The organism is Brevundimonas sp. (assembly GCF_044336875.1).
Lineage (GTDB): Bacteria > Pseudomonadota > Alphaproteobacteria > Caulobacterales > Caulobacteraceae > Brevundimonas.
The window spans coordinates 14400-36500 of sequence record NZ_JBIIOP010000005.1; the positions used below are offsets into that span (position 1 = coordinate 14400).

27 protein-coding genes are annotated in these 22101 nt (G+C 68.2%); 12 read left to right on the forward strand and 15 right to left on the reverse strand.

The window, feature by feature from the left end; translation table 11 throughout:
* Nucleotides 1–6: 6 nt before the first annotated feature.
* The 3 genes from sdhA to ACIQ1T_RS08325 are packed head-to-tail and all read left to right on the forward strand — an operon-like array spanning nucleotide 7 to nucleotide 2959.
* Nucleotides 7–1791 carry a succinate dehydrogenase flavoprotein subunit gene (gene sdhA, locus ACIQ1T_RS08315; protein ID WP_395944067.1) on the forward strand — a complete coding sequence of 595 codons (1785 nt, stop codon included), beginning with the start codon at nucleotides 7–9 and terminating at the stop codon, nucleotides 1789–1791.
* A 1-nt stretch (nucleotide 1792) separates the two neighbouring features.
* Entirely contained in the window at nucleotides 1793–2590 is a 798-nt protein-coding gene (locus ACIQ1T_RS08320; RefSeq protein WP_395944069.1) for a succinate dehydrogenase iron-sulfur subunit, read from the forward strand.
* Between the two features lie 27 nt (nucleotides 2591–2617).
* Nucleotides 2618–2959 (forward strand): gamma-glutamylcyclotransferase family protein, encoded by a 342-nt coding sequence (locus tag ACIQ1T_RS08325; RefSeq protein WP_395944070.1) that lies wholly within the window; start codon nucleotides 2618–2620, stop codon nucleotides 2957–2959.
* A gap of 20 nt (nucleotides 2960–2979) precedes the next feature.
* Here ACIQ1T_RS08325 and ACIQ1T_RS08330 read toward each other — a convergent pair whose 3' ends face one another.
* The gene (locus tag ACIQ1T_RS08330; RefSeq protein ID WP_395944071.1) at nucleotides 2980–3351 is read right to left on the reverse strand and encodes a PIN domain-containing protein; all 372 of its coding nucleotides are present in this window, start codon (nucleotides 3349–3351) and stop codon (nucleotides 2980–2982) included.
* Nucleotides 3348–3563, reverse strand: coding sequence for a hypothetical protein (locus tag ACIQ1T_RS08335; protein ID WP_395944072.1), 216 nt, complete (start codon nucleotides 3561–3563; stop codon nucleotides 3348–3350). The genes ACIQ1T_RS08330 and ACIQ1T_RS08335 overlap by 4 nt, the downstream gene beginning before the upstream one ends.
* An 88-nt stretch (nucleotides 3564–3651) precedes the next feature.
* Between ACIQ1T_RS08335 and ACIQ1T_RS08340 the strand changes: the two genes are divergently transcribed.
* Complete coding sequence (locus ACIQ1T_RS08340) at nucleotides 3652–3972, forward strand: 2Fe-2S iron-sulfur cluster-binding protein (RefSeq protein WP_395944073.1); 321 nt, start codon at nucleotides 3652–3654, stop codon at nucleotides 3970–3972.
* A 286-nt stretch (nucleotides 3973–4258) separates the two neighbouring features.
* Nucleotides 4259–4609 carry a PilZ domain-containing protein gene (locus ACIQ1T_RS08345; RefSeq protein WP_395944074.1) on the forward strand — a complete coding sequence of 117 codons (351 nt, stop codon included), beginning with the start codon at nucleotides 4259–4261 and terminating at the stop codon, nucleotides 4607–4609.
* Here ACIQ1T_RS08345 and ACIQ1T_RS08350 read toward each other — a convergent pair.
* The 3 genes from ACIQ1T_RS08350 to ACIQ1T_RS08360 all read right to left on the reverse strand — a co-directional run bounded on the left by ACIQ1T_RS08350 (nucleotide 4606) and on the right by ACIQ1T_RS08360 (nucleotide 7128).
* The gene (locus tag ACIQ1T_RS08350; RefSeq protein WP_395944075.1) at nucleotides 4606–5658 is read right to left on the reverse strand and encodes a dienelactone hydrolase family protein; all 1053 of its coding nucleotides are present in this window, start codon (nucleotides 5656–5658) and stop codon (nucleotides 4606–4608) included. The genes ACIQ1T_RS08345 and ACIQ1T_RS08350 overlap by 4 nt on opposite strands.
* Before the next feature lie 74 nt (nucleotides 5659–5732).
* Nucleotides 5733–6596, reverse strand: coding sequence for an HAD family hydrolase (locus tag ACIQ1T_RS08355; protein ID WP_395944076.1), 864 nt, complete (start codon nucleotides 6594–6596; stop codon nucleotides 5733–5735).
* 34 nt (nucleotides 6597–6630) lie between these two features.
* Nucleotides 6631–7128 (reverse strand): S-type pyocin family protein, encoded by a 498-nt coding sequence (locus ACIQ1T_RS08360; protein WP_395944077.1) that lies wholly within the window; start codon nucleotides 7126–7128, stop codon nucleotides 6631–6633.
* A 107-nt stretch (nucleotides 7129–7235) separates the two neighbouring features.
* Between ACIQ1T_RS08360 and coaBC the strand changes: the two genes are divergently transcribed.
* Nucleotides 7236–8462, forward strand: coding sequence for a bifunctional phosphopantothenoylcysteine decarboxylase/phosphopantothenate--cysteine ligase CoaBC (gene coaBC / locus ACIQ1T_RS08365; protein WP_395944078.1), 1227 nt, complete (start codon nucleotides 7236–7238; stop codon nucleotides 8460–8462).
* Nucleotides 8462–8920, forward strand: coding sequence for a dUTP diphosphatase (gene dut, locus ACIQ1T_RS08370; protein ID WP_395944079.1), 459 nt, complete (start codon nucleotides 8462–8464; stop codon nucleotides 8918–8920). Before coaBC ends, dut begins: the two co-directional genes overlap by 1 nt.
* A 12-nt stretch (nucleotides 8921–8932) precedes the next feature.
* On the opposite strand, the gene ACIQ1T_RS08375 is transcribed toward dut, so the two are convergent.
* Nucleotides 8933–10012: a serine hydrolase domain-containing protein gene (locus ACIQ1T_RS08375; RefSeq protein ID WP_395944080.1), complete on the reverse strand. Its 1080-nt coding sequence runs from the start codon at nucleotides 10010–10012 to the stop codon at nucleotides 8933–8935.
* A gap of 172 nt (nucleotides 10013–10184) precedes the next feature.
* Complete coding sequence (locus ACIQ1T_RS08380; protein WP_395944081.1) at nucleotides 10185–11135, reverse strand: DMT family transporter; 951 nt, start codon at nucleotides 11133–11135, stop codon at nucleotides 10185–10187.
* A 144-nt stretch (nucleotides 11136–11279) separates the two neighbouring features.
* On the opposite strand from ACIQ1T_RS08380, the gene ACIQ1T_RS08385 reads away from it, so the two are divergent.
* Complete coding sequence (locus ACIQ1T_RS08385; protein ID WP_395944082.1) at nucleotides 11280–11645, forward strand: hypothetical protein; 366 nt, start codon at nucleotides 11280–11282, stop codon at nucleotides 11643–11645.
* 97 nt (nucleotides 11646–11742) lie between these two features.
* On the opposite strand, the gene dapB is transcribed toward ACIQ1T_RS08385, so the two are convergent.
* From dapB to dnaK, 3 genes are all read right to left on the reverse strand, one after another.
* A complete protein-coding gene (gene dapB / locus ACIQ1T_RS08390) occupies nucleotides 11743–12492 on the reverse strand; it encodes a 4-hydroxy-tetrahydrodipicolinate reductase (protein WP_395944083.1) in 750 nt (249 codons plus the stop codon).
* Nucleotides 12489–13697 carry a molecular chaperone DnaJ gene (dnaJ, locus tag ACIQ1T_RS08395; protein WP_395944084.1) on the reverse strand — a complete coding sequence of 403 codons (1209 nt, stop codon included), beginning with the start codon at nucleotides 13695–13697 and terminating at the stop codon, nucleotides 12489–12491. The genes dapB and dnaJ overlap by 4 nt, the downstream gene beginning before the upstream one ends.
* A gap of 220 nt (nucleotides 13698–13917) precedes the next feature.
* Nucleotides 13918–15825 carry a molecular chaperone DnaK gene (gene dnaK, locus ACIQ1T_RS08400; protein WP_395944085.1) on the reverse strand — a complete coding sequence of 636 codons (1908 nt, stop codon included), beginning with the start codon at nucleotides 15823–15825 and terminating at the stop codon, nucleotides 13918–13920.
* A 223-nt stretch (nucleotides 15826–16048) separates the two neighbouring features.
* On the opposite strand from dnaK, the gene ACIQ1T_RS08405 reads away from it, so the two are divergent.
* Nucleotides 16049–16723: an alpha-ketoglutarate-dependent dioxygenase AlkB gene (locus tag ACIQ1T_RS08405; protein WP_395944086.1), complete on the forward strand. Its 675-nt coding sequence runs from the start codon at nucleotides 16049–16051 to the stop codon at nucleotides 16721–16723.
* On the opposite strand, the gene ACIQ1T_RS08410 is transcribed toward ACIQ1T_RS08405, so the two are convergent.
* The gene (locus ACIQ1T_RS08410) at nucleotides 16684–17493 is read right to left on the reverse strand and encodes a siderophore-interacting protein (protein WP_395944088.1); all 810 of its coding nucleotides are present in this window, start codon (nucleotides 17491–17493) and stop codon (nucleotides 16684–16686) included. The genes ACIQ1T_RS08405 and ACIQ1T_RS08410 overlap by 40 nt on opposite strands.
* Nucleotides 17490–18137: a PadR family transcriptional regulator gene (locus ACIQ1T_RS08415; RefSeq protein WP_395944089.1), complete on the reverse strand. Its 648-nt coding sequence runs from the start codon at nucleotides 18135–18137 to the stop codon at nucleotides 17490–17492. The genes ACIQ1T_RS08410 and ACIQ1T_RS08415 overlap by 4 nt, the downstream gene beginning before the upstream one ends.
* Nucleotides 18138–18245: 108 nt before the next feature.
* Between ACIQ1T_RS08415 and ACIQ1T_RS08420 the strand changes: the two genes are divergently transcribed.
* From ACIQ1T_RS08420 to ACIQ1T_RS08430, 3 genes are read left to right on the forward strand one after another with little or no spacing between them, the layout of a single operon-like run.
* Nucleotides 18246–18995, forward strand: a complete 750-nt coding sequence (locus ACIQ1T_RS08420; protein WP_395944090.1) for a dienelactone hydrolase family protein — start codon at nucleotides 18246–18248, stop codon at nucleotides 18993–18995.
* A gap of 58 nt (nucleotides 18996–19053) precedes the next feature.
* Nucleotides 19054–19533 (forward strand): Rrf2 family transcriptional regulator, encoded by a 480-nt coding sequence (locus ACIQ1T_RS08425; RefSeq protein WP_395944091.1) that lies wholly within the window; start codon nucleotides 19054–19056, stop codon nucleotides 19531–19533.
* On the forward strand, nucleotides 19511–20452 hold the full coding sequence (locus ACIQ1T_RS08430; protein ID WP_395944092.1) for an NAD(P)/FAD-dependent oxidoreductase: 942 nt from the start codon (nucleotides 19511–19513) through the stop codon (nucleotides 20450–20452). Before ACIQ1T_RS08425 ends, ACIQ1T_RS08430 begins: the two co-directional genes overlap by 23 nt.
* 43 nt (nucleotides 20453–20495) lie before the next feature.
* Here the strand turns inward: ACIQ1T_RS08430 and ACIQ1T_RS08435 are convergent, their stop codons facing one another.
* The 3 genes from ACIQ1T_RS08435 to ACIQ1T_RS08445 form a co-directional block, all read right to left on the reverse strand.
* Nucleotides 20496–20774, reverse strand: coding sequence for a hypothetical protein (locus ACIQ1T_RS08435; RefSeq protein ID WP_395944093.1), 279 nt, complete (start codon nucleotides 20772–20774; stop codon nucleotides 20496–20498).
* 93 nt (nucleotides 20775–20867) lie between these two features.
* The gene (locus tag ACIQ1T_RS08440; protein WP_395944094.1) at nucleotides 20868–21332 is read right to left on the reverse strand and encodes an OsmC family protein; all 465 of its coding nucleotides are present in this window, start codon (nucleotides 21330–21332) and stop codon (nucleotides 20868–20870) included.
* Between the two features lie 27 nt (nucleotides 21333–21359).
* Nucleotides 21360–22055, reverse strand: coding sequence for a GNAT family N-acetyltransferase (locus tag ACIQ1T_RS08445; RefSeq protein ID WP_395944095.1), 696 nt, complete (start codon nucleotides 22053–22055; stop codon nucleotides 21360–21362).
* Between the last annotated feature and the right edge of the window lie 46 nt (nucleotides 22056–22101).

Sequence of the window (22101 nt, forward strand, 5' to 3'; positions counted from 1 at the left end):
CGCGTAATGGCTGCTTACGAACTTATCGACCACGAGTACGACGTCGTCGTCGTCGGCGCCGGCGGCTCCGGCCTGCGCGCCGCCCTCGGCGCCGCCCAGCAGGGCCTGAAGGTCGCCTGCGTCACCAAGGTCTTCCCGACCCGCTCGCACACGGTCGCGGCGCAAGGGGGCATCTCCGCCTCGCTCGGCAATATGGGCGAGGACAGTTGGCAGTGGCACATGTACGACACCGTCAAGGGGTCGGACTGGCTGGGCGACCAGGACTCGATCGAATATCTGGTCCGCAACGCGCCCAAGGCCGTCTATGAGCTGGAACACTGGGGCGTGCCCTTCTCGCGCACCGAGGAAGGCAAGATCTACCAGCGCGCCTTCGGCGGCATGACCCGCAACTTCGGCGAAGGCCCGGTGCAGCGCACCTGCGCCGCCGCCGACCGCACCGGCCACGCCATCCTGCACACCCTGTACGGCCAGTCGGTCCGTCGCGAGGTCAAGTTCTTCGTCGAATATTTCGCCCTGGACCTGATCATGCAGGACGGCGCCTGCACCGGCGTCACCGCCCTGCAGCTCGACAACGGCCAGCTTCACCAGTTCCGCGCCAAGATGGTGGTTCTGGCCACCGGCGGCTACGGCCGCGCCTATTTCAGCGCCACCTCGGCCCACACCTGCACCGGCGACGGCAACGCCATGGTGCTGCGCGCCGGCCTGCCGCTGCAGGACATGGAGTTCGTCCAGTTCCACCCGACCGGCATCTATGGCGCCGGCTGCCTGATCACCGAGGGCGCGCGTGGTGAGGGCGGTTATCTGACCAACTCGGAAGGCGAGCGCTTCATGGAGCGCTATGCGCCGACCGTGAAGGACCTGGCCCCGCGCGACATGGTCAGCCGTTCCATGACCATCGAGATCCGCGAAGGCCGCGGCGTGGGTCCGAAGAAGGACCACATCTTTCTGCACCTGGACCACCTGGATCCGAAGATCCTGCACCAGCGCCTGCCGGGCATTTCGGAAAGCGCCAAGATCTTCGCCGGCGTCGACGTGACCAAGGAGCCGATCCCGGTCCTGCCGACCGTCCACTACAATATGGGCGGCATCCCGACCAACTATCACGGCGAGGTGCTGACGCTGCGCGACGGCAACCCCGACAGCGTGGTTCCGGGCCTGATGGCCGTGGGCGAAGCGGCCTGCGTCTCGGTGCACGGCGCCAACCGCCTGGGCTCCAACTCCCTGACCGACCTGGTGGTGTTCGGCCGCGCCGTCGGCCTGCGCTGCGGCGAGGTGGTGGACAAGGCCTCGGCCGTGCCCTCAGCCTCCAAGGCCCAGACCGACCCGCACCTGGCCCGCCTGGACCGTTTCCGCAACGCGAACGGCTCGACCCCGACCGCCGAGCTGCGTCTGTCGATGCAGCAGGCCATGCAGGCCGACGCGGCGGTGTTCCGCACCGGCGAGACCCTGCAGCAGGGCGTCGACAAGCTGCGCGCCATCAACGCCGCCGGCGACGACATCAAGACCACGGATCGCGGTCTGATCTGGAACACGGATCTGATGGAGACGCTGGAGTACGACAACCTGATTTCTCAGGCCATGGTCACCATCGAGGGCGGTCTGAACCGCACGGAATCGCGCGGCGCCCACGCCCGCGAGGACTATCCGGATCGCGACGACGTCAACTGGATGAAGCACACCCTGGCGTGGAAACGCCCGGGCGAGCAGGTCCAGATCGACTATCGTCCGGTGCACAACTACACGATGTCGGACGAGGTCTCGTATATCGAGCCCAAGGCGCGGGTCTACTAAGATGGTTCAGCTCTCCCTCCCCAAGGGCTCCAAGCCCACCAAGGGCAAGGTCCACAAGGCCGCGCCGGGCTCCAAGGACGTCAAGACCTACAAGGTCTATCGCTACGATCCGGAAGTCGACGCCGATCCGCGCTGGGACACCTATGAGGTGCCGACCGGCGACCACGGCCCGATGCTGCTGGACGCCCTGATCCACATCAAGAACACGATCGACCCGACCCTGTCGTTCCGTCGCTCGTGCCGCGAGGGCATCTGCGGCTCCTGCTCGATGAACATCGACGGGCGCAACACCCTGGCCTGCACCAAGGGCTGGGACGAGTGCTCGTCGCATAACATCACCATCGCCCCCCTGCCCCACCAGCCGGTGGTCAAGGATCTGGTGACGGACCTGAGCCTGTTCTACGCCCAGTACGACTCGATCCAGCCCTATCTGCAGTCGGACGAGCCGGACCCCGAGAAGGAGCGTCTGCAGACCCCGGCCGAGCGCGAGAAGCTGGACGGCCTGTACGAGTGCATCCTGTGCGCCTGCTGCTCGACCTCCTGCCCCAGCTACTGGTGGAACCAGGAAGAATATCTGGGCCCGGCGGCCCTGCTGCAGTCGTACCGCTGGATCTCGGACAGCCGCGACGACGCAACGCAAAAGCGGCTCGACGACCTGGAAGATCCGTTCAAGCTGTACCGCTGCCACACGATCATGAACTGCGCCCAGGTCTGCCCCAAGGGGCTGAACCCGGCCAAGGCCATCGCCGAGACCAAGAAGCTGATGGTCGCGCCGAGCCGCAAGAAGACCGCCGCCTGATCGCCTGAAACGGAGCCCGTTCCTTCCATGACCGCCGACGTCCTGTTGTTCTCCTATGGAACCCTGCAGGATCCGGCGGTGCAGACCGCCAATTTCGGCCGTCTGCTGGAAGGAACGGCCGACAGCCTGGTCGGCTTCGCCCTGGGCCGGATCGAGATCACGGACCGGGAGGTCGTCGCCGAGAGCGGCCTGACCCACCATCCGATTCTGACCCACAGCGGCGACCCGGCCGACGTCATCCCCGGCATGGTGTTCCGCATCACCGCCGAGGAACTGGCCGCCGCCGACCTCTACGAGGCCGAGGACTATCGCCGCATCCTGACGCCCCTGACGTCCGGAACCGAGGCCTGGGTCTATGTGGCGGCCTGAGAGGCGCGCCTCATCTCCGCTTACGCCAGCTGAAGACCACAATGGGCGGCGAAATGGCGGAAATCCGTGTCCGTCGCGATGAGCGGAATACCCGCATCGATACAGCATTGGGCGATGAGGGTGTCGGCCAACTTGGCCTTGAGCCCCTTCGCCTTCAGCAGACGCCGGGATTCGCCGGCGCGTGTCCAATAGCCCTCGCTGATCGGCGCGAGACGCGTGTCCTCCACCAGAGACAAGAGCTGAGCCCCCGCCGGATAGGTCAGCAGTTCGGTGACGACCACCGGAGGCAGGACCAAAGTCAGTTCAGTGAAAGCTTCCGCCATCAGGGCCGTTCGCCGGTCATCGACGCCCTTCAACCAGTCGACTGCGGTGGACGTATCGACCGCGATCACAAGTCGTACTCCTTGTCCTCGCGTAGTTCCGCCAGGGTCGTGCCGTCAGCCTCGAGATCGATCGTGCCGCGAAGCTCCAGCCAACGCCGACAGGCGTCTGCGTGCCGCATCTGGCGCAGGGCCTCGCGGATGGTCTCGCTGACCCCCTCGCCCGTGATGCGCTGACCGCTTTCGATCAGTTCGACGGGAATGAAGGCCGTGATCTTTCGCATCTCTCCCATGCGCTCAGAATGCCATATCCCGGATATGGCGTAAACTTACGGCCTTGCGCGGACGGCCCGGCTTGATAGAGAGCGGCCCATGGCGACCATCACCTATATCGAGCATGACGGCACCGAACACGTCGTCGACGTGAAACCGGGCTTGAGCGTCATGGAAGGCGCGATCCGCAACAATGTGCCCGGCATCGACGCCGACTGCGGCGGCGCCTGCGCCTGCGCCACCTGCCACGTCTATGTGGACGAGGCCTGGCGCGAGGCGACCGGCAAGCCCAGCGCCATGGAGGAGTCGATGCTGGACTTCGCCGAGGCGGTGGAGCCGAACAGCCGACTGTCGTGCCAGATCCGCGTCTCCGACGCGCTGGAGGGCCTGGTCGTGCGCCTGCCGGAAAATCAGCACTGACGCCGCTCAGCGGAGCGTCCGGGCCAGAAAGGTCAGGACCAACCGCTGAAGTAGCGTCCGAGATCCCCGCATCCGACGCGGGACGCCGGCCGTCTTCGCACGCCCAGGGCGGGACCATTCGGCCGCCGTTTCGGGTTCCAGGACCCGCTCGGCTGCACGATCATCGCGCATTCGGTCGAGGCCGCCCGGGCATGGGCGGGGACGCCGGCGAAACGGCGCCTCATGCCGCTTGACGGACGCCCCGGACCGGATGCTACTCGCCGCCGTCTCGCGCGTTCCTGAGGGCATGATAGTGTTTGGTTCCAAGTCCGGGCGCGACGGCGCCGAGCGTCGCGCGGAGCCGCGGCGCACGGTCAATGCGCGAGGCGTCATCTCCGCGCCGGGGCTGGAGATGGCCTGTCTGATCGTCGATCTATCCGACCACGGCATGAAGTTGCGGCTGGACCGGGGCGTGGCCCTGCCGGCCGAGGTGGTGGTGATCGATGTGGCCGAGGGGACGGCCTATGTCTCCACCCTCGTCTGGCAGAAGCATCAGGAGGCGGGGCTGCGCGCCACCGGCGCCCAGTCGCTGCGCGGCCTGATCCCGGCGCGTCTGACCGGCGCGCGCGAGGCGTGGATGCGGGCCGGGGGCCGCTAGGGGTTCAGGCCGCTCGACAGGAAGGCGATCACCCTGGGCCAGGCGTCGGCGCGGGCGTCGGCGTCAGCCTGGGGCGAGCCGCCGCTGCGAGGATCGTCGCGCGGGCCGCCGTCCCCGGCGAGGTCGTGACCGGCCTCGGGATAGATCAGGGCGGTGGTGGCGAGCCCGGCGGCCTCGCGGCTGGCGACGATGTTGCGCGCCATGCGACCGGAGTTCCACAGCGCGTCGCGGTCGCCGGCGATCAGCATCAGGGGACCGGCATAGGCCTCGACCGGGATCCGGGCCGCCGCCTCGCGCTCGGGGTGGGCGGCGCGACCGTTCTCGTGGATGGCGCGCAGGTCGGCCTTGCCCGGACCGGCCATGAGCCCCTCGACGAAGCCGCGATAGGGCATGAAGGCCAGGGGAACGCCGTCGAAGGCGAAGGAGGAACGCGTGCCCTCGGCCTCGACCATTTCCAGGCCCCATCCCTCCCAGACCAGGTCCGACGGCGTATAGGCGACCACGGCGTCGATCCAGGGGTAGCGGCTGGCGGCGATCAGGGCCAGTTCGGACCCCTTGGAGCCGCCGAACAGGCCGAACCGGTCGACATCGAGGCCGGGCATGGCGCGCAGGGTCTCGCGCAGGTCGGCGATCTGGTCGACGCGGATGTCGATGAAACTGCCCGGCAGGTCGGGAAACTCGGGCGGCGGGCCGAAGTCGCCCCAGTCGGCGGAATAATAGGGCAGGCCGACAGCGGCGTAGCCCAGCCGGGCCAGGATCGGGCCAAAGCGCCGCCCCGCGCCGTCGCCGCCCTCGGCGCCGGCCACGATCACCACCACCGGACGCGGACCCTCGCCGGGCAGGCGGTAGATCACGGCGTGGGGAAAACCGGGGACCGGGGCTTCCTGCACGGCCGACAACTGTTGCGCCGTCGTCTCCGGCGCCGTCGGGGTCTGGGCCCGCGCCCCGGGGGCGTGCAGCAGGCCGAGGCCCAGGCCCAGGCCCAGGCCCAGGACGACGACGAGGGCCGTCAGCCGGGCGACGGCCCGGCGGGGTCTGTAGATCCGCATCTCGTCCTCCCTGACGGCGCGGCGCGGCCGCAACCATCAGTCGTGACCGAACGGCGTTCCGGACGCAAGTGCGATCAGAGGCCCGCCGGCATGGTTCCGGCGTTGATGGCGATGCGGCCGATCAGGCCCTTGACCACCAGATCCAGGGCCGAGCCCTCGCGATAATCGGCGGCGGCGACGAAATTCACCCGGTCCTCGGAGATCAGGGAATAGACCTTCTTCTGATCCTTCTCGTTCGAGCGCGGGTCGTAGACGGCGATCGAGAAACCGCCTTTGGTGTGCATCATCTTCATGGTCGGGACATCCGTGTCGCCGTCGCCGATGAAGATCATCCGCTCGAACGGCACCGGCCGCTGGTCGTCGGCGATGAAATGATTGATCCGCTCGTGCTCCCAGTGGTTGTTCACGCCCTTGTTGATGCGGAACAGATACTGGGTCTTGGTGGTGTAGTTGACGCCCACCGCCGGCCAGGCGGCCTCGCCCCGGTCGTCATAGACATAGTGGGAGGCGAAGACATGGGTCAGGGCCGGGCGGATCGGCGTGCCCTCGATCATCTCCTCCAGACCGGCGGAGACGATGTAATGCTCGATCTCGAGATTATAGCGGGCCCCGAATTCGTTCATCCGGTCGAACCAGCTGAGGTCCTTCAGTCCTTCGAACAAGGCCACCTCGCGGCCGTGGTCGCGCAGGGTCTCGCGCGTCACCGGCGTGCCGTTCTGGCGGGCGTGGTGCAGCATCAACTGCATGTACATCAGTATGCCGTCGCCGTCGGCCTCCTTGGTCAGGCGCTCCGCCTCTTCCCAGAAGGCGCCGATGCCCATGCCCACCGAGGGGATGAAGCTGACCTCCTGCATGTTGCCCCGCGCCAGGGTGCCGTCGAAATCATAGATCAGGGCGGTCTTCAGCGGCGGCGTGTCGAAAGCGGGCGTATCGGCCATGGGCAAGGGTCCTTCGTCGAACCCCGCCTCTATATCAGCCGGCGTCGCCCGTCGATTGCCGCCTCTGACCGAAGGTCGGAGCCGCCGCCTTCTGTTCGGCCCAGTAGTCGGCGCCCGTGGTCGGCTTGAACATGGTGCGAGGCGTGCCGCTGCGGGCCACCACGGCGAAGGTGTTGGTCGAGGCCTGATAGATCAGGGTGTCCCCGTTGGGGCGTTTCACCGTCTCGGCGTCGCGCGGGGGCCGGGTGGTGAAGGCGGTGACCTTCGACAGATAGTCCTCGGCCGAGGCCGCGCCGAAGTCGGCGCCGTTGCGGGCGTAGAGGCGGGCGATCTTGGCGTCCACCGTCTCGGTCCGACTGACCGTCAGGCCCGGCGCCACCTGCCGCGTCGTGGTGGTCTCAACTTTTTCGGAGACCTTGGGGGCGATGGATGCGGCGACCGCCGCCCGATCCCACGTCTCGACCGCCGAGGCGTTGTCGCAGGCCGCCAGCGCCAGAAGCGCGATCGCGACCAATCCCGTCTGTAGTCTCATCCTTCCCTCCCGCCCATATACCCGTTATGCGCGATATAAACACAACCTTGTTGTTCGCGCAATGTTCTCGTCTCGACGGCGTCACGCGGGGCGGCTAGACCGGGGGCATGGACAATCGCCCTCTCTCGAACCGCAAGATCCTGCTGATCGTCGGCGGCGGCATAGCGGCCTACAAGGCGCTGGAGCTGATCCGGCTGATCGCCAAGGCCGGGGGCCAGACGCGGGTCATACTGACCGAGTCCGGGGCCGAGTTCGTCACGCCCCTGTCGCTGGCGGCGCTGAGCGGCCATCCGGTGCGGTCCGGCCTGTTCCACCCCGAGGACGAGACCTCCATGGGTCATATCGAACTGTCGCGCTGGGCCGATCTGGTGGTGGTGGCGCCGGCGACGGCGGGGCTGATCGCCAAGGCGGCGAACGGTCTGGCCGACGACCTGGCCTCGACCACCCTGATCGCCACCGACAAGCGGGTGCTGCTGGCGCCGGCGATGAATGTGCGGATGTGGGAGCATCCGGCGGTGCGGGCCAATATCGAGCGGCTGAAGGGTTTCGACGGCTTCCATGGCGCGGCCGTGGTTGGACCGGACAGCGGCGAGATGGCCTGCGGCGAATTCGGCCCCGGTCGGATGGCCGAACCGGCGGCCATCCTGGAGGCCATCGAGGGCCTGCTGGCCGGCGCCGAGGGGCGGCCGCTGGCGGGGCGCAAGGCCGTCGTCACGGCCGGCCCGACCTTCGAGCCGATCGACCCGGTGCGGGGCCTGACCAATCGCTCCAGCGGCAAACAGGGCTACGCCATCGCGGCGGCACTCGGCGCACTGGGCGCAGAGGTGACCCTGGTGTCCGGCCCGACCGCCCTGCCGGCGCCGACGGGGGTGACGCGGATCGACGTCGAGAGCGCGCTGGAGATGCAGGCGGCGACGCAATCCGCCCTGCCCGCCGACATCGCCGTCCTGTCCGCCGCCGTCGCCGACTGGCGCGTCGACATGATCGCCGGCGGCAAGATCAAGAAGGGACCGGGCGGCCCGCCGACCCTGGCCCTGATCGAGAACCCCGACATTCTGGCGGGCATAGCCGCGCCCGGCCCGAACCGGCCGAAACTGGTGATCGGCTTCGCCGCCGAGACCAGCGATCTGGAATCCAACGCTCGGGCCAAGCTGTCGCGCAAGGGCTGCGACTGGATCGTCGGCAACGACGTGTCCGACGACGTCTTCGGCTCGGACGGCAACGCCGTCCTGCTGGTCACCGCCGACAGGACCGAGACCTGGCCGCGCCAGTCCAAGACCGCCATCGCCCGGGCCGTCGCCGCCCGGATCGCCGACCATTTCAAGGACCAGTAATGACCGAGACCACCGCCATCCAGATCCTGCGCCTGCCGCATTCGGAGGGCCTGCCGCTGCCGGCCTATGAGACGGCGGGATCGGCCGGGATGGACCTGCGCGCCGCCGTGCCCGAGGACCAGCCGATGACGCTGGCGCCGGGCGCCCGCGCCCTGGTGCCCACGGGGCTGAAGATCGCCCTGCCGCTGGGTTACGAGGCCCAGGTGCGGGCGCGTTCGGGCCTGGCCCTGAAGCACGGGATCATCTGCCCCAATGCGCCGGGCACGATCGACAGCGACTATCGCGGCGAATGCGGGGTGATCCTGGCCAATATCGGCGCCGAGCCCTTCGTCATCCGTCGCGGCGAGCGGATCGCCCAACTGGTGATCGCCAGGCACGAACGCGCCGACTGGGTCGAGGTCGAGACGCTGGACGAAACGGCGCGCGGCGCGGGCGGCTTCGGCTCGACGGGACGGTAGAGGTCGGTTGCGCTAGGCCCAGTCCGCGTCGAGCAGTCGAAGTGCGATCCGGTCCATGGTCTGTTGCGACAGGTCTGTGTTGTTCAGCAGGACGACGGTGCGTTTATCGTCCAGCACATGGGCGAGGACCGAGCGATAGCCCTCGGTCCGGCCGGTTTCCCAGGCCGCTGACCGCACACCCTGCGGCGTCGTCAGGGACGCCACCCGTCCGCCGAGGGCGTAGTGCTGCTCCGGCACGCGGACGGTCAGCATCTCGGCGCGAGAGATGGGCGTCAGAAGGGGCGTGTCGAAGACGCCCCAGGCCGCGCGCAGCAGGTCGTCGGCGGTGCTGCAGAAGCCGCCAGCAGCGGCGAGGAAGGCTGGGCGCCGGGCCATCTTCAACGTCGGCGGGACAAGGGTCGCATAGGCCTTGGCCGTATCGGGCCGATCGGCGAAGTCGTCGCCGGCCACGCCCGTGTCCCGGAGCCGCAAAGGCGTGACAACCAGGTCGTCGACCACCCGTTCGAACGGGCGACCGGCGGCCGCCTCCACAAGGGCTATGACCAGGATCCAGTTGGTCAGGGCGTAATCGAACCGCGCCCCCGGTTCGAAGATCAGCTCGCCCGAACAGAAGGCGTCTGCGGCCTGCGCCGCGCTCAAGGTCGATGAGGTCAAGGCAGGATCGGCCCTGACCGCCGGCCCGAAAAGATTGGGAATGCCGCTGGTGTTGCTGAGCAGCTGGTGAAGGGCGACCCGGCCGCCGGGCCGGTCGCGGAAGCTCGGCAGGCCGTCGGCGACGGTCATGTCCAGCCGCATTGTTCCCTGTTCGACCAGTCGCAGCACAGCGGCGACGGTCAGCCATTTCGAGATCGAGGCGATGACATAGCGGTCGGCGGGCGAGGCCGGACGGTTCGTCTCGGCGTCGGCCAAGCCATAGGCCTTGCGGAAGGTCGCCCGACCATGATCGCCCAGCAGGACGACGCCGTTGAAGCCGAACTCGGCGACCACGCCGTCGATCCGATCGATCTGATCCGTCATCGGTGCGGCGAAGACCGGGGTTCCGAACCCCGCCGCCGCCAGGCCACCCGCCAGAATTATGCGCCGATCGAACATGGATTCGCCTCTCCCTCGGCCGGTCGCCGACATCCAGCACCTAAGGGTGTGGGTAGAGATCGTCCAAGTGAACTCGCCGTAAAGGTCGAGCCGAAAACACGTCCGACGTTCAAGGACGCCGCCTCGACCACAGTTCCGCAAGGATCGGATTGGGAGCCCGGCACAGGAGGGGCTAGACCGGCGGCGCGGTCGGCTGGATCAGGCTGTCCTTGCGGCGGACGTGCTCGCGCCAGGCCGTATAGAGGCCGCTGGAGGCGATCAGGGCGGCGCCGGCTAAAGTGTTCAGGGCGGGGGTCGAATCCATCAGCCACCAGCCGAAGATTATGGCGCCGACGATCTGCAGATAGTCGAACGGGGCGACCACGGCGACGGGTGCGGCCTTCAGCGAGGCGGTCATGAACAGCTGGGCCAGGCCGCCCGCGACGCCCGAGGCGACCAGCAGGGCGTAGGTGGTCGGCTGGTGCAGACTGCCGACGAAGGGCAGCAGGACGGCGCCCACGATCGACGAGGCGACGAAGAACCAGAAGACGATGGCGGCGACGTGTTCGGAGCCGCGCAGCTGGCGCAGGGTGATGGTCACCGCCGCCGTCAGCAAGGCCGCCGCCAGGCCGAAGCCTACGCCGGCCAGGGGTACGGCATGGTCGCCGCCGCCTGAAACAAGGGAAATGGGCCGCATGACGATGATCACGCCGATGAAGCCCACGGCCACGGCCGCCCACCGGCGCGGTCCGACCGCTTCCTTCAGGATCAGGAAGGACAGGAGGGTGGCGAAGATGGGGGCGGTGAAACTGATGGTCGTGGCGTCGGCGAGCGGCAGCAGCGTCAGGGTCTGGAAGACGCACAGGATGGAGGCGATGCCGATGGCGCTGCGGGTCACATGGGCCCAGGGCCGGCGCGTGGTCAGATTGGCGAGACCCGCCTTCGGGCCGCCCTGCAGGGTCAGCACCCAGATCAGGACCACGGGCAGGCCGAAGAAGGCGCGGTAGAACAGCATCTCCGGCGCGACCACCCCGTCCAGAGAGGCCAGTTTCAGCACCGCCGTCATGACGGAGAAGGATCCCGCCGCCGCGATCCTGAGCGCGATGCCGCCCGCGATATCCTCGGCGCCCTTGCCGTCCGCCATGTCGTTCCTTCGATGTTGCGGCGCACACATAGGCCGGGGAGCCGGTGATGTCTCCCTGCGGGAGCGTTTTCGCGCGTTCGGCGTTAACCGTCATGACCGGGTCAAGCTTCGCCGGCGACCTCAACCTCTTGCAGGAGTGACGACGTGGAAAATCTGATCGCCCAGATCGGCGACTTCCTGAGCGGGATCGTGGGTCTCGCCAGCGCCGGCTTCGATGGCGTGAACCAGGTGATGGGGCTGATCATCGCCGTGATCGCCGCCCTGATGATGGTGGACTGGCGATCGTTGGGCTCGACCGCCCTGGGGGCGACCCTGGTGCATCTGATCGTCCTGGCGGTGCTGCCCGTGCTGAACGGCGGCGATTTCGCCCTGCCGGCCCTGCTGTCGGTCGGCTTCTGGATGACGGCCCTGGCCCTTTTCCTGGGCTACGCGATCGTCATCGCCATCTTCTTCCTGATCAAGTCGCTGCTGACCGGCTCGGCCTTCGGGCGACGCAGGGTGGCGCACTGATATTGCGCCCTCCGCGCCTTCGGAGGGCCAGGTCTGAAATCGAAAGAGGCCCGGAGATCGCTCTCCGGGCCTCTTCATTGCCTGCGCCGGCAGCCCGTCAGGCCTGCCGGAAGCCCAATACGTCCTGCATGTCGTAAAGGCCGGGGCGGCGGGTGCGCACCCAGGCGGCGGCGGCGACGGCGCCCTTGGCGAACAGGCTCCGGTCGATGGCCGAATGGCTGAGAGTCAGGACCTCGTCCTCGGAGGCGAACATCACCGTATGCTCGCCGATTATGCCGCCGGCGCGGATCGAGGCGAAGCCGATCTTGCCGCTCTCGCGCTCGCCCTCGACGCCGTCATAGGGTTTGGAGCGGACGTCGGCCAGGTCGGTGAATCGACCCTCAGCGGCGGCCTCGCCCAGCATCAGGGCGGTCCCCGACGGGGAATCCACCTTGCGACGATGATGAGCCTCGGTGATCTCGATGTCCCAGTCCTGGGCGTCCAGGCGCTGGGCCGCGTGCTGGACCAGGCCGATCAGTATGTTCACGCCCAGGGAGAAGTTGCCGCTCTTGACGATGGCGATCTTCTCGGCGGCCTTCAGCAGTTCGGCCTCCTGCTCGGGGGTGAAGCCGGTCGAGCCGATCACCAGGGCGGGGCCCCCGCGCTCGGCCGCGCCTTGCGCCAAGGCCACCGAGGCGTCCGGCGTCGAGAAGTCGATGATGACGTCGCACAGCGAGATGTCGGCCGTCTCGCCCCAGTCGAAACGGGCGGCGACGACCACGTCCTCGCGCGCGTCCAGCACCTGGGAAACTGCACGACCCATCCGGCCGCGATAGCCGGAAATGCCGGCGTGGAAGATGGCGCTCAAACCACGTTTTCTTTCGATCCGTCCGCGTCCTGATTGCCCAGGATGTCGGCCCAGAAGCGCTTCGCCTTTCCGGCGAAGCTGGAGTTGCGGGGGTTTTGCGCCTCGCCGAACGACAGGGCAAGCTCTTCCAGCAGTTCCTTCTGACGCGGCGTCAGGTCGGTCGGGGTCTCGACGAACAGTTCGACCACCAGATCGCCGCGAGCACGGCCGTTCAGGTGGGGCATGCCCTTGCCCTTGATCCGGACCGTCTTGCCCGTCTGGGCGCCGGCGGGAACCGTGACCCCGGCCTTGCACTGGCCGTCGCAGGCGTCGGAGACCAGGCAGGGAGCGTCGATCTCTCCGCCCAGGGCCGCCACCGTCATCGGCACGGGCACGGTGACCAGCAGATCCAGATTGTCGCGCTCGAACAGGTCGTGCGGCGTCACCGACAGGAAGACATAGAGGTCGCCGCGCGGACCGCCGCGCTGACCGGCGTCGCCCTCGCCCGACAGGCGGATGCGCGAGCCGTCGTCGACGCCGGCGGGAATCTTGAGGCTGAGGTTGCGGGTCTTGCGGACCTGACCGTGGCCGTGACAGGTCGTGCAGGGGTCGGCGATCATCTGACCGGCGCCGTGGCAGCGGGGGCAGGTGCGCTCGACCTGGAAGAAACCGTTGGCCTGACGCACGCGGCCGGCGCCGTTGCAGGTGGTGCAGGTGACCGGCTTGGTGCCCGGCTTGGCGCCCGAGCCCTCGCAGGTCTCGCAGGTCAGGGTCGCCGGAATGGCGATATCGACCTCGGCGCCCTTGTAGGCCTGCTCCAGAGTGATCTCGAGATCGTAACGCAGATCAGAGCCGCGACGCGGGCCGCCCTGCTGGCCGCGGCCCTGCTGGCGGCCGCCGAAGGCGTCCCCGAAGGCGTCGCCGAAGACTTGGGAGAAGATGTCGTTGATGTCGGAGAAGCCCTGCTGGCCACCCTGACCGAAGGGATTGCCGCCCCCGCCGCCGTTGACGCCCGCATGGCCGAACCGGTCGTAGGCCGCCCGCTTGTCAGCGTCCGACAGGACCGTATAGGCCTCGGAGATCTCCTTGAACTGCGCCATCGACTCTTCCGAGCCGCCGTTGCGGTCCGGGTGGTGGATCATGGCCAGCTTGCGATAGGCCGATTTCAGACCGGGCGCGTCGATCGTCCGTTCGACGCCCAGAATCTCGTAATAGTCACGCGCCATCGGGCGTCCGTCCTCTTACTTCCCCTGCCGGCTCCCGCCGCGCCTCTTTAACGAGAACCTGAGTCACGTCCTGTCGGGACGATCAGGTTCTTGCGAGCGCTGACGAAACCACGGTGTCCCGGCTGACATGGGGGCCGGGACGAATGATGCAAGTTTCATGAAAAGGCCCCGCCTATCGAGAGACAAGCGGGGCCGTATCATTTCGCCGACCTGTTGCGGATCAGGCGCTCTTCTTCTCGTCGCCGTCGGCGTCCGAGACTTCCTCGAACTCGGCGTCGACCACGCCGTCGTCGGCCGGCTGGCCTTCAGCGGCGGCGTCGCCCTGCTGCTGGGCGTACATGGCCTCGCCCAGCTTCATCGAGGCCTGGACCAGGGTGTTGGTCTTGGTGCGGATGTCCTCGGCGTCCGTGCCCTCGCGGGCGGTCTTCAGCTCGGCCAGGCCGGTCTCGATCGCCGTCTTGACCTCGACGTCCACCTTGTCGCCGTGATCGGCCAGGGCCTTCTCGGTCGAGTTGATCAGGCTGTCGGCGGCGTTCTGGGCCTCGACCAGATCCTTGCGGACCTTGTCGGCGGCGGCGTTGGCCTCGGCTTCCTTGACCATCTTGTCGATGTCGGCGTCCGAAAGGCCGCCGTTGGCCTGGATGCGGATCGAGTGTTCCTTGTTGGTCGCCTTGTCCTTGGCGGACACGTTGACGATGCCGTTGGCGTCGATGTCGAAGGCGACTTCGATCTGCGGCATTCCACGCGGCGCCGGCGGAATGCCGACCAGATCGAACTGACCCAGGATCTTGTTGTCGGACGCCATCGGACGCTCGCCCTGGAAGACCCGGATCGTCACGGCCGACTGGTTGTCGTCGGCGGTCGAGAAGGTCTGGCTCTTCTTGGTCGGGATCGTGGTGTTGCGCTCGATCAGGGGCGTGAAGACGCCGCCCAGGGTCTCGATGCCCAGGGTCAGCGGGGTCACGTCCAGCAGCAGCACGTCCTTGACGTCGCCTTGCAGAACGCCGGCCTGAACGGCGGCGCCCAGGGCCACGACTTCGTCAGGGTTCACACCCTTGTGCGGCTCCTTGCCGAAGAAGGCCTTCACGGCCTCCTGGACCTTGGGCATCCGGGTCATGCCGCCGACCAGAACCACTTCATCGATGTCCGAGGCCTTCAGGCCGGCGTCGGCCAGGGCCTTCTTGCACGGCTCGATGGTGCGAGCGACCAGGTCTTCGACCAGGGCTTCCAGCTTGGCGCGCGACAGCTTGATGTTCAGGTGCAGCGGGCCCGAGGCGTTCATGGTGATGAACGGCAGATTGACCTCGTACTGGGTCGTGGAGCTCAGCTCCTTCTTGGCCTTTTCGGCCTCTTCGCGCAGGCGCTGCAGGGCCAGCTTGTCCTGGCGCAGGTCGACGCCCTGTTCCTTCTTGAACTCGTCCGCCAGATAGTCGGCCAGACGCACGTCGAAGTCCTCGCCGCCCAGGAAGGTGTCGCCGTTGGTCGACTTCACCTCGAAGACGCCGTCGCCGATTTCCAGGATCGAGACGTCGAAGGTGCCGCCGCCCAGGTCATAGACGGCGATCTTCTGGCCTTCGTTCTTCTCAAGGCCATAGGCCAGGGCGGCCGCAGTCGGCTCGTTGATGATGCGCAGGACTTCCAGGCCGGCGATCTTGCCGGCGTCCTTGGTGGCCTGACGCTGGGAGTCGTTGAAATAGGCCGGGACGGTGATGACGGCCTGGGTCACCTTCTCGCCGAGATAGGCCTCAGCGGCTTCCTTCATCTTGGTCAGGGTGAAGGCCGAGATCTGCTGGGGCGAATAGTCCTTGCCGTGGGCGCGGACCCAGGCGTCGCCGTTCGGGCCCTTGACGATCTCGTAGGGGACCATGCCCTTGTCCTTCGCCACGACGGGATCGTCGAAGTTGCGGCCGATCAGGCGCTTGATGGCGAAGAAGGTGTTGGCCGGGTTGGTGACGGCCTGGCGTTTGGCCGGCTGACCGACCAGGGTCTCGCCGCCGTCCTGAAGGGCGACCACCGACGGGGTGGTGCGGGCGCCTTCGGCGTTTTCGATGACCTTGGGGTTCTTGCCGTCCATGACGGCCACGCACGAGTTGGTGGTGCCGAGGTCGATGCCGATAATCTTGGCCATGGGCGTACTATTCTCTCCGTATCGGCGGGCGATGCGGCGGCCTTCGTCGAAGCGCCGCGCGTGACCGCCCCCAGTTGGGTTGGCGTTTGATGGATGCCGGATAGCCCCAAACTTCTCGGGGTTTCTCCGAAGCTGGCCCCGATATGGGAAAGACCCCTAGGCCTGCAAGGGCGATGTGCGATTCAGCGGTGCGGCGGGATCGGTTTTCGCTCAGGATCGGGCCATGTCCGCTGTTTCAGAGGTTAAGACCGCCATGGAGGGGTTCCGGCTATGGCCGGGGGCGCTGGACGCCCGCGCCCAGGCCGAACTGGTCGAGGCTGTGTTCGCGCGGCTGGACCAGGCGCCCCTCTATCGGCCGCAGACGCCCGGCGGGCGGCCTTTCTCGGTGCGGATGAGCAATTTCGGGCCGCTGGGCTGGGTCTCGGACCGGGCGGGCTATCGCTATCAGCCGACCCACCCTGAGACAGGAGCGGCCTGGCCGGCCATTCCGCAGGCGCTACTGGACCTGTGGGACGCCACGGTGGGCGGACCCGCGCGGCCCGACGCCTGTCTGGTCAACCTGTATCGCGAGGGCGCGAGGATGGGCCTGCACCAGGATCGGGACGAAACCGATCTGGGGGCGCCGGTCCTGTCGGTATCGCTTGGGGATGCGGCCCTGTTCCGCATCGGCCCGGCCGAGGGCGGCCGCACCACGACGCTGAAGCTGGAGAGCGGCGACGTCTGCGCCCTGACGGGGCCGGCGCGGCTGGCCCGCCACGGCGTCGACCGGGTGCTGGAAGGCTCGTCGCGCCTGATCCCCGGCGGCGGGCGACTGAACCTGACGCTGCGAGTGGCGGGCGCGGCGCGGGGTGAGGACGATCAGTCCTTGATGACCTCGTGCGCCCCGGCGCCGCCCTGACGCCAGTAGCCGGCGGCCTTCATCGCCTTGGGCGAGAAACCCAGGTCCAGCACCCTGGCCCGCAAGGCCTTGGCCACGGCGGATTCGGCGGCGATCCAGACATAGGCGTCGGACCGGTCGACCTGAGCCAGGGCCGTTTCGACCACAGACAGCAGGGGCTCGGCCCGACCGCGCGGGCCCCCGTCGCGGACGGCCCAAGTCACGGCGACCTCGGCGACGCTGGGCAGATCCAGGGTCGCGGCCGCATCGGCGACCTCGACCACCACATGGGCGCGGACGCCGGCGGGCAATTCCTCCAGTCGGCGGGCGATGGCCGGAAGCGCCGTCTCGTCGCCGATCAGCACATGGTCGGCGAAGGCGGTCGGTACGATGAAGGATCCGCGCGGCCCGCCCAGCCCCAGGACAGCACCTGGCCGCGCCGCCATGGCCCATTCGGTCGCAGGCCCCCCGTGGCCGACGACGAAGTCGAGCGTCAACCGGTTGGCGGCGGCGTCATAGGCGCGAGGCGTATAGTCGCGGGCGACCGGACGCGGCTCGGGAAAGACCGGACCGTCCGGCCCCACGGTCGGCAGGACCGGGGCCTGGCCCTCGGCGACCGGGAAGATCTTCACATGGTCGTCGAAGCCCAGGGAGACGAAGCCCGCCAGGTCCGGCCCCTCCAGCACGATGCGGCGATAGGCCGGGGTCAGATCCTGGACCGAGGCGACCGTCAGGGTGCGGAACCTCAGCTCGTGGCGCACGCGTCGAGGGATGCGAAGCGCGTCGGTCATGCCTGTTCCACCTTGTCGGCGGCCTCGGCCAGGATGGCGGCTATGGCCTGGACCTGGGCCTCGGTCAGGGCCGTCTCTCCGGTCAGACGACCATGGATGGTCGCGCGCAGACGGCCGATGGCGTCGTGGATCGCGGCGGGGCGCATGGCGCGGGCGGCGAACTTGTCCATGGTCGCCTCGGCGGCGCGCAGGATCTCCTCGTTCTCGGCCAGCATGGCGCGACCGGCGCCGGTGATCGAATACAGTTTCTTGCCGCCCTGGGCCTCGGACTCCAGCGCCCCCATCTCCTCCAGCAGGGTCAGGCTGGGATAGATGACGCCGGGGCTGGGCGAATAGGCGCCGCCCAGTTTCGTTTCGACCGCCTTGATCAGTTCGTAGCCGTGGCTGGGTTTTTCCGCGATCAGCGACAGCAGGACCCAGCGCAGCGTGCCGTGGTCGAACAGGCGGCCGCCGCCGCGTCGGCCGTGACCATGGCCGCGCCCTCGGGCTTCGCCGCCCTCCCAGCCGGGACCGAAGTCCGCGCCGCGTCCGCCGCGCATTCCGCGCCCGAAGCCGTGACCGAAGGCATGGGCGAAGCCGCCGTGGCGGCCGTGTTTTTCGCCGCATCCGTCGCGGCGGCCTTGGAAGATCCCCTTGGACCTCATGATCGATTCCTTTTCGATATATCTATTCACGAGGGTTTAGATATATCTGAATATCGAAATACGCAAGGGGGACTGGTTTTCGCCGTCAAGCTGCGGCGTAAGTCGGGGATGGACGATCTGAAGCGCCGCTGGGCCAGGCTGGAGCCCCACGTCATCGCCGTGGGGCCCGACGACGACAAACCCCGGCCGGCGGTGCTGCTGTTCCACGGCTGCGGGGGCCTGCGCGACCACCTGCCCCGCTATGCCGAGGCGGCCAAGGCGGCGGGCTGGCGCGCCTTCATCGTCGATTCCTACGGGCCGCGCGGCTGGGGCCGGGCCTTCACCCTGACGGCCGTCTGCACCGGCCTGTCCTTCCGCGGTTACGAACGGGCCGGCGACGTCCTGGCGGCGATCCAGGGGATTTCGGCCCGGCCGGACGTGGACGCGAGGAAACTGACCCTGGGCGGCTGGAGCCACGGCGGCTGGTCGATCATGGAGATGATGAGCGCCGAACCCCTGCCCAACACGATGGGGGTGACCAACCCCGGCGACGCCGACCTGTCGGGCGTGCGGGCCGTCTGGCTGATGTATCCCTATATCGGCCCGTTCGCCTTCAACCGGATGAAGCCCTGGCGGCATTGCCCCAAGGTGCTGGCCGTCACCTGCAGGCGTGATCACCTGACCACCGTCCGCAACGCCGAACTGGTCAATACGATGATCCGCAACTGCGGGGCCGAGGTCGAGAGCTGGGTCGCGACCGGCACCCACGCCTTTGACGAACCGACCAACAACGGCCCGATGCGCCATGACCCGGAACTGACGGTCGAGGCCCTGCGCCGCTTCCGCGCCTTCCTGACCGACGCGGTCCCGACCCTCTGAAAAAGAATCCCGACAGCCCGGCTTGACGGACGGCCCATCACGTAACAATTGAAGTTACATGAAAAGGGACTCCCGCCTCTCCAACATCCTGCACGCCCTGCTGCACATGGCCGAACATGAGGCGCGGACCGGCGCGCCGATGACCTCCGACCAGCTAGCGACCTGCCTGTCGACCAATCCGGTCGTGGTGCGCCGGACCATGGCGGGCCTGCGCGACCAGGGTCTGGTCGCCTCGGAAAAGGGCCACGGCGGCGGCTGGCGGCTGGCCAGGCCGCTGGACCAGGTCAGTCTGGGCCAGGTCCATGCGGCCCTGGGCGAGCCCGGCCTGATCCCCGAGGCCCCGCCGGTCGAGGCCGAGGGCTGTCTGGTCGAAGCGGCGGTCAACGACGCCCTGGGCGAGACCTACGCCGCCGCCCGGGCCCTGCTGGTCGCGCGACTGAACCAGATCACCCTGGCCGATCTGGCGGCCGACTTCTCGCGGCGTCTGGCCGCCCATCCGAAGAGGGACCTGCTCCATGCCCACAGTTCAAAGCCCTGAGCCCATGCCGCACGACGCCCTGATCCTCGGCGGCTCCTACGCCGGCCTGTCCGCCGCCATGCAGCTGGTCCGGGCGCGACGCCGGGTGCTGGTCATCGACGACGGTCGGCCGCGCAACCGGTTCGCCGCCCGCGCCCACGGTTTCCTGACCAATGACGGCAAGCCGGGCGCCGAGATTGCGGCCACGGCCCGCGCCCAGATCGCCGCCTATCCCACCGCCGCCTTCCGCATGGCCGAGGCGGTCGCGGTCGAACGGATCGACGGCGGTTTCCAAGTCGCCTTCGCCGATGGGACGAAGACCACCGGCCGGCGCCTGCTGCTGTCGCACGGGGTCGAGGACGAGACGCCGGACATTCCGGGGGTGAAGGAACGCTGGGGCCGGACCGCGCTCCACTGTCCCTGGTGCCACGGCTACGAGATCGGCGGCGGCCCCATAGGGGTTCTGGGCCGGGGCGAGCACGCGGTGCAGTATGCGGCCACTGTCGCCGAATGGGGGCAGGTCACCCTGTTCATGGGGCTGGACGTCGGTCTGTCGCCGGAGGACGCCCATCTGCTCTACCGGCGCGGCGTCGTCATAGAGACCACGCCCATCGCCCGGCTGGAGGGCGAGGCGCCGACCCTGACCGGGGCGCGTCTGACCGACGGGCGGTTCGTCGAACTGAAGGCCATCTTCGTCGGGGCCAGCGTCCGGGTCGCCAGCCCCTTCGCCGAACGGCTGGGCTGCGAGATGAGCGACACGCCTATGGGCCGAGTGATCAAGGTGGACGGGATGCAGCAGACGACCCAGCCGGGCGTCTTCGCCGCCGGCGACCTGGCCCGCGCCGCCTCCAACATCACCCTGGCGACCTCGGACGGCATGATCGCCGCACACGCCCTGTTCCGCTCGCTGATCGAGGAAGAGACGCGGATCGCGGCCTGAAAGAGATACGCCCGCCCTTCGGAAAGAGCGGGCGTGAAAAGCGCTAGGGCTCGCCCGGCAGACCGGCGCACACCTCAGCAAGCGCAGCCTGCCAGCACGCCATGAAGGCCGGATTGTCGCCAGGGTGCTGAGCCCGACACTGGACGCGCGTGTCCCCGTAACATTGCGCATAGGTGTCGTAACGCACCTTGGAGACTTGCGGACCCTTTGCGGAGATTTGCGGCGTCGGCTTGGAAACAGCGACGGGTTGCCCCGCCACGGCGGCGGACGTAGCGACCAGCGCCGCGACGAACAGGCCTGCAGCCACTCGACGTGAAGTCATGATTTACCTCCAAGGGAGCCAATCTCCCAAGGCAGTGAAACCTGAGCGCTGCATAAATTCAATCACAGATTGATATCCCAACACGCGAACGTGTTAGCCGATCGTCGCGACCGTGGTGATGGTCGCCCGCACCGAATGGGCCATTTCGCAGTGGTCGTGGGCCTGGTGGTGCAGGGCGTCCAGCTCCTCCTGCGAGGGGACGCGGCCGGTGAAACTGGTGCAGGGATTCAGGGTCACCTCGGCGATATAGCCGCGCCCCTGTTCGTTCCTGCCCATCTTGCCCGAGGCCTCGTCGACATAGGTGTCGACCACCAGGCCGGCGTTGGCGGCGAAGGCCAGGAACCACAGCATGTGGCAGCTGGACAGGGAGGCGATCATCGCCTCCTCCGGATCGACCGCCGAGGCGTCGGACATCGGCAGGGGTACGCTGGACGGGGCCGAGGAGCCCGGCACCACGGCCCCGCCGTCGAAGCTCCAGACGTGGGCGCGGCTGTAGCGCTTGTCGAGGAAGGGCTGGTCGCCCCGGCTCCAGGCGATCTTCGCCTCGTACAGGCCCATGTCGGTCTCCCCCCTCTGTTTGGCCGTCTATTCGGCCAGGATCGTATAGGTCATCGGCGCGCGGATCTCGAAGCCCAGCGACCGATAGAAGGCGATGGTGCCGTCATGGTCGGCGAAGGCGTGCAGGAAGGCCGCCTCGCCCGAGGCGTGGATCTCGCCGACCACCGCCCGCGACAGGGCCGCCGCATAGCCCCGGCCGCGATGGTCCGGGTGGGTGCAGACCCCGCTCAGTTCGGTGAAACCGTCGACCCGCAGCCGCCGCCCGGCCATGGCGACCAGAACCCCGTCCTGTTTGATCCCGACGAAGGGACCGAGCTCGCGGGTCTTCGAGCGGAAGGGGCCGGGTTTGGTCAGAAGCGCCAGCTCCAGCATGGCGGGAGCGTCGGCTTCGGTCAGGGTCTCCATCGCCAGCTCAGGCGCACGGGCGGCGGTCAGGGCGGCCGAGGTCATCTGCACCAGGCCGATGCGGCGATCGACGGGGATGCCGTCCGGCAGGACGTCGGCCATCGGCCCGTCGGCGCGCTCGACCAGGCTGGCGCCCGGGTGCCGGCGGGCCAGTTCAGTCAGGCGGGCGCGGCTCTCGGGCGAGGGGTCGACCGCCGACAGGAAGACCCCGACCTCCGGATCGATGCGGACGGCGCGGGCGTCGGAGTCCGGTGTGGCGAAGGCCGACAGCCGGGTGTTCAGGGCGTTCCAGACGGCGCGGTCGAGAGGATGACTCATGGCCGCGCTTCTAGCTCTCTCGACGAGGACAGGGAACCGGTCGCGA

Coding starts and splice junctions, on each gene's coding strand:
- ACIQ1T_RS08360 (WP_395944077.1), bottom strand. CDS start 7,128: ATGAGACTACAGACGGGATTGGTCGCGATCGCGCTTCTGGCGCTGGCG.
- ACIQ1T_RS08415 (WP_395944089.1), bottom strand. CDS start 18,137: ATGAGGTCCAAGGGGATCTTCCAAGGCCGCCGCGACGGATGCGGCGAA.
- ACIQ1T_RS08335 (WP_395944072.1), bottom strand. CDS start 3,563: ATGCGAAAGATCACGGCCTTCATTCCCGTCGAACTGATCGAAAGCGGT.
- dut (WP_395944079.1), top strand. CDS start 8,462: ATGACCGAGACCACCGCCATCCAGATCCTGCGCCTGCCGCATTCGGAG.
- coaBC (WP_395944078.1), top strand. CDS start 7,236: ATGGACAATCGCCCTCTCTCGAACCGCAAGATCCTGCTGATCGTCGGC.
- ACIQ1T_RS08340 (WP_395944073.1), top strand. CDS start 3,652: ATGGCGACCATCACCTATATCGAGCATGACGGCACCGAACACGTCGTC.
- dnaJ (WP_395944084.1), bottom strand. CDS start 13,697: ATGGCGCGTGACTATTACGAGATTCTGGGCGTCGAACGGACGATCGAC.
- ACIQ1T_RS08320 (WP_395944069.1), top strand. CDS start 1,793: ATGGTTCAGCTCTCCCTCCCCAAGGGCTCCAAGCCCACCAAGGGCAAG.
- ACIQ1T_RS08350 (WP_395944075.1), bottom strand. CDS start 5,658: ATGCGGATCTACAGACCCCGCCGGGCCGTCGCCCGGCTGACGGCCCTC.
- ACIQ1T_RS08440 (WP_395944094.1), bottom strand. CDS start 21,332: ATGGGCCTGTACGAGGCGAAGATCGCCTGGAGCCGGGGCGACCAGCCC.
- ACIQ1T_RS08425 (WP_395944091.1), top strand. CDS start 19,054: ATGAAAAGGGACTCCCGCCTCTCCAACATCCTGCACGCCCTGCTGCAC.
- ACIQ1T_RS08405 (WP_395944086.1), top strand. CDS start 16,049: ATGTCCGCTGTTTCAGAGGTTAAGACCGCCATGGAGGGGTTCCGGCTA.
- sdhA (WP_395944067.1), top strand. CDS start 7: ATGGCTGCTTACGAACTTATCGACCACGAGTACGACGTCGTCGTCGTC.
- ACIQ1T_RS08325 (WP_395944070.1), top strand. CDS start 2,618: ATGACCGCCGACGTCCTGTTGTTCTCCTATGGAACCCTGCAGGATCCG.
- ACIQ1T_RS08410 (WP_395944088.1), bottom strand. CDS start 17,493: ATGACCGACGCGCTTCGCATCCCTCGACGCGTGCGCCACGAGCTGAGG.
- dnaK (WP_395944085.1), bottom strand. CDS start 15,825: ATGGCCAAGATTATCGGCATCGACCTCGGCACCACCAACTCGTGCGTG.
- ACIQ1T_RS08375 (WP_395944080.1), bottom strand. CDS start 10,012: ATGTTCGATCGGCGCATAATTCTGGCGGGTGGCCTGGCGGCGGCGGGG.
- ACIQ1T_RS08355 (WP_395944076.1), bottom strand. CDS start 6,596: ATGGCCGATACGCCCGCTTTCGACACGCCGCCGCTGAAGACCGCCCTG.
- ACIQ1T_RS08420 (WP_395944090.1), top strand. CDS start 18,246: ATGGACGATCTGAAGCGCCGCTGGGCCAGGCTGGAGCCCCACGTCATC.
- ACIQ1T_RS08380 (WP_395944081.1), bottom strand. CDS start 11,135: ATGGCGGACGGCAAGGGCGCCGAGGATATCGCGGGCGGCATCGCGCTC.
- ACIQ1T_RS08435 (WP_395944093.1), bottom strand. CDS start 20,774: ATGACTTCACGTCGAGTGGCTGCAGGCCTGTTCGTCGCGGCGCTGGTC.
- ACIQ1T_RS08345 (WP_395944074.1), top strand. CDS start 4,259: ATGATAGTGTTTGGTTCCAAGTCCGGGCGCGACGGCGCCGAGCGTCGC.
- ACIQ1T_RS08445 (WP_395944095.1), bottom strand. CDS start 22,055: ATGAGTCATCCTCTCGACCGCGCCGTCTGGAACGCCCTGAACACCCGG.
- ACIQ1T_RS08430 (WP_395944092.1), top strand. CDS start 19,511: ATGCCCACAGTTCAAAGCCCTGAGCCCATGCCGCACGACGCCCTGATC.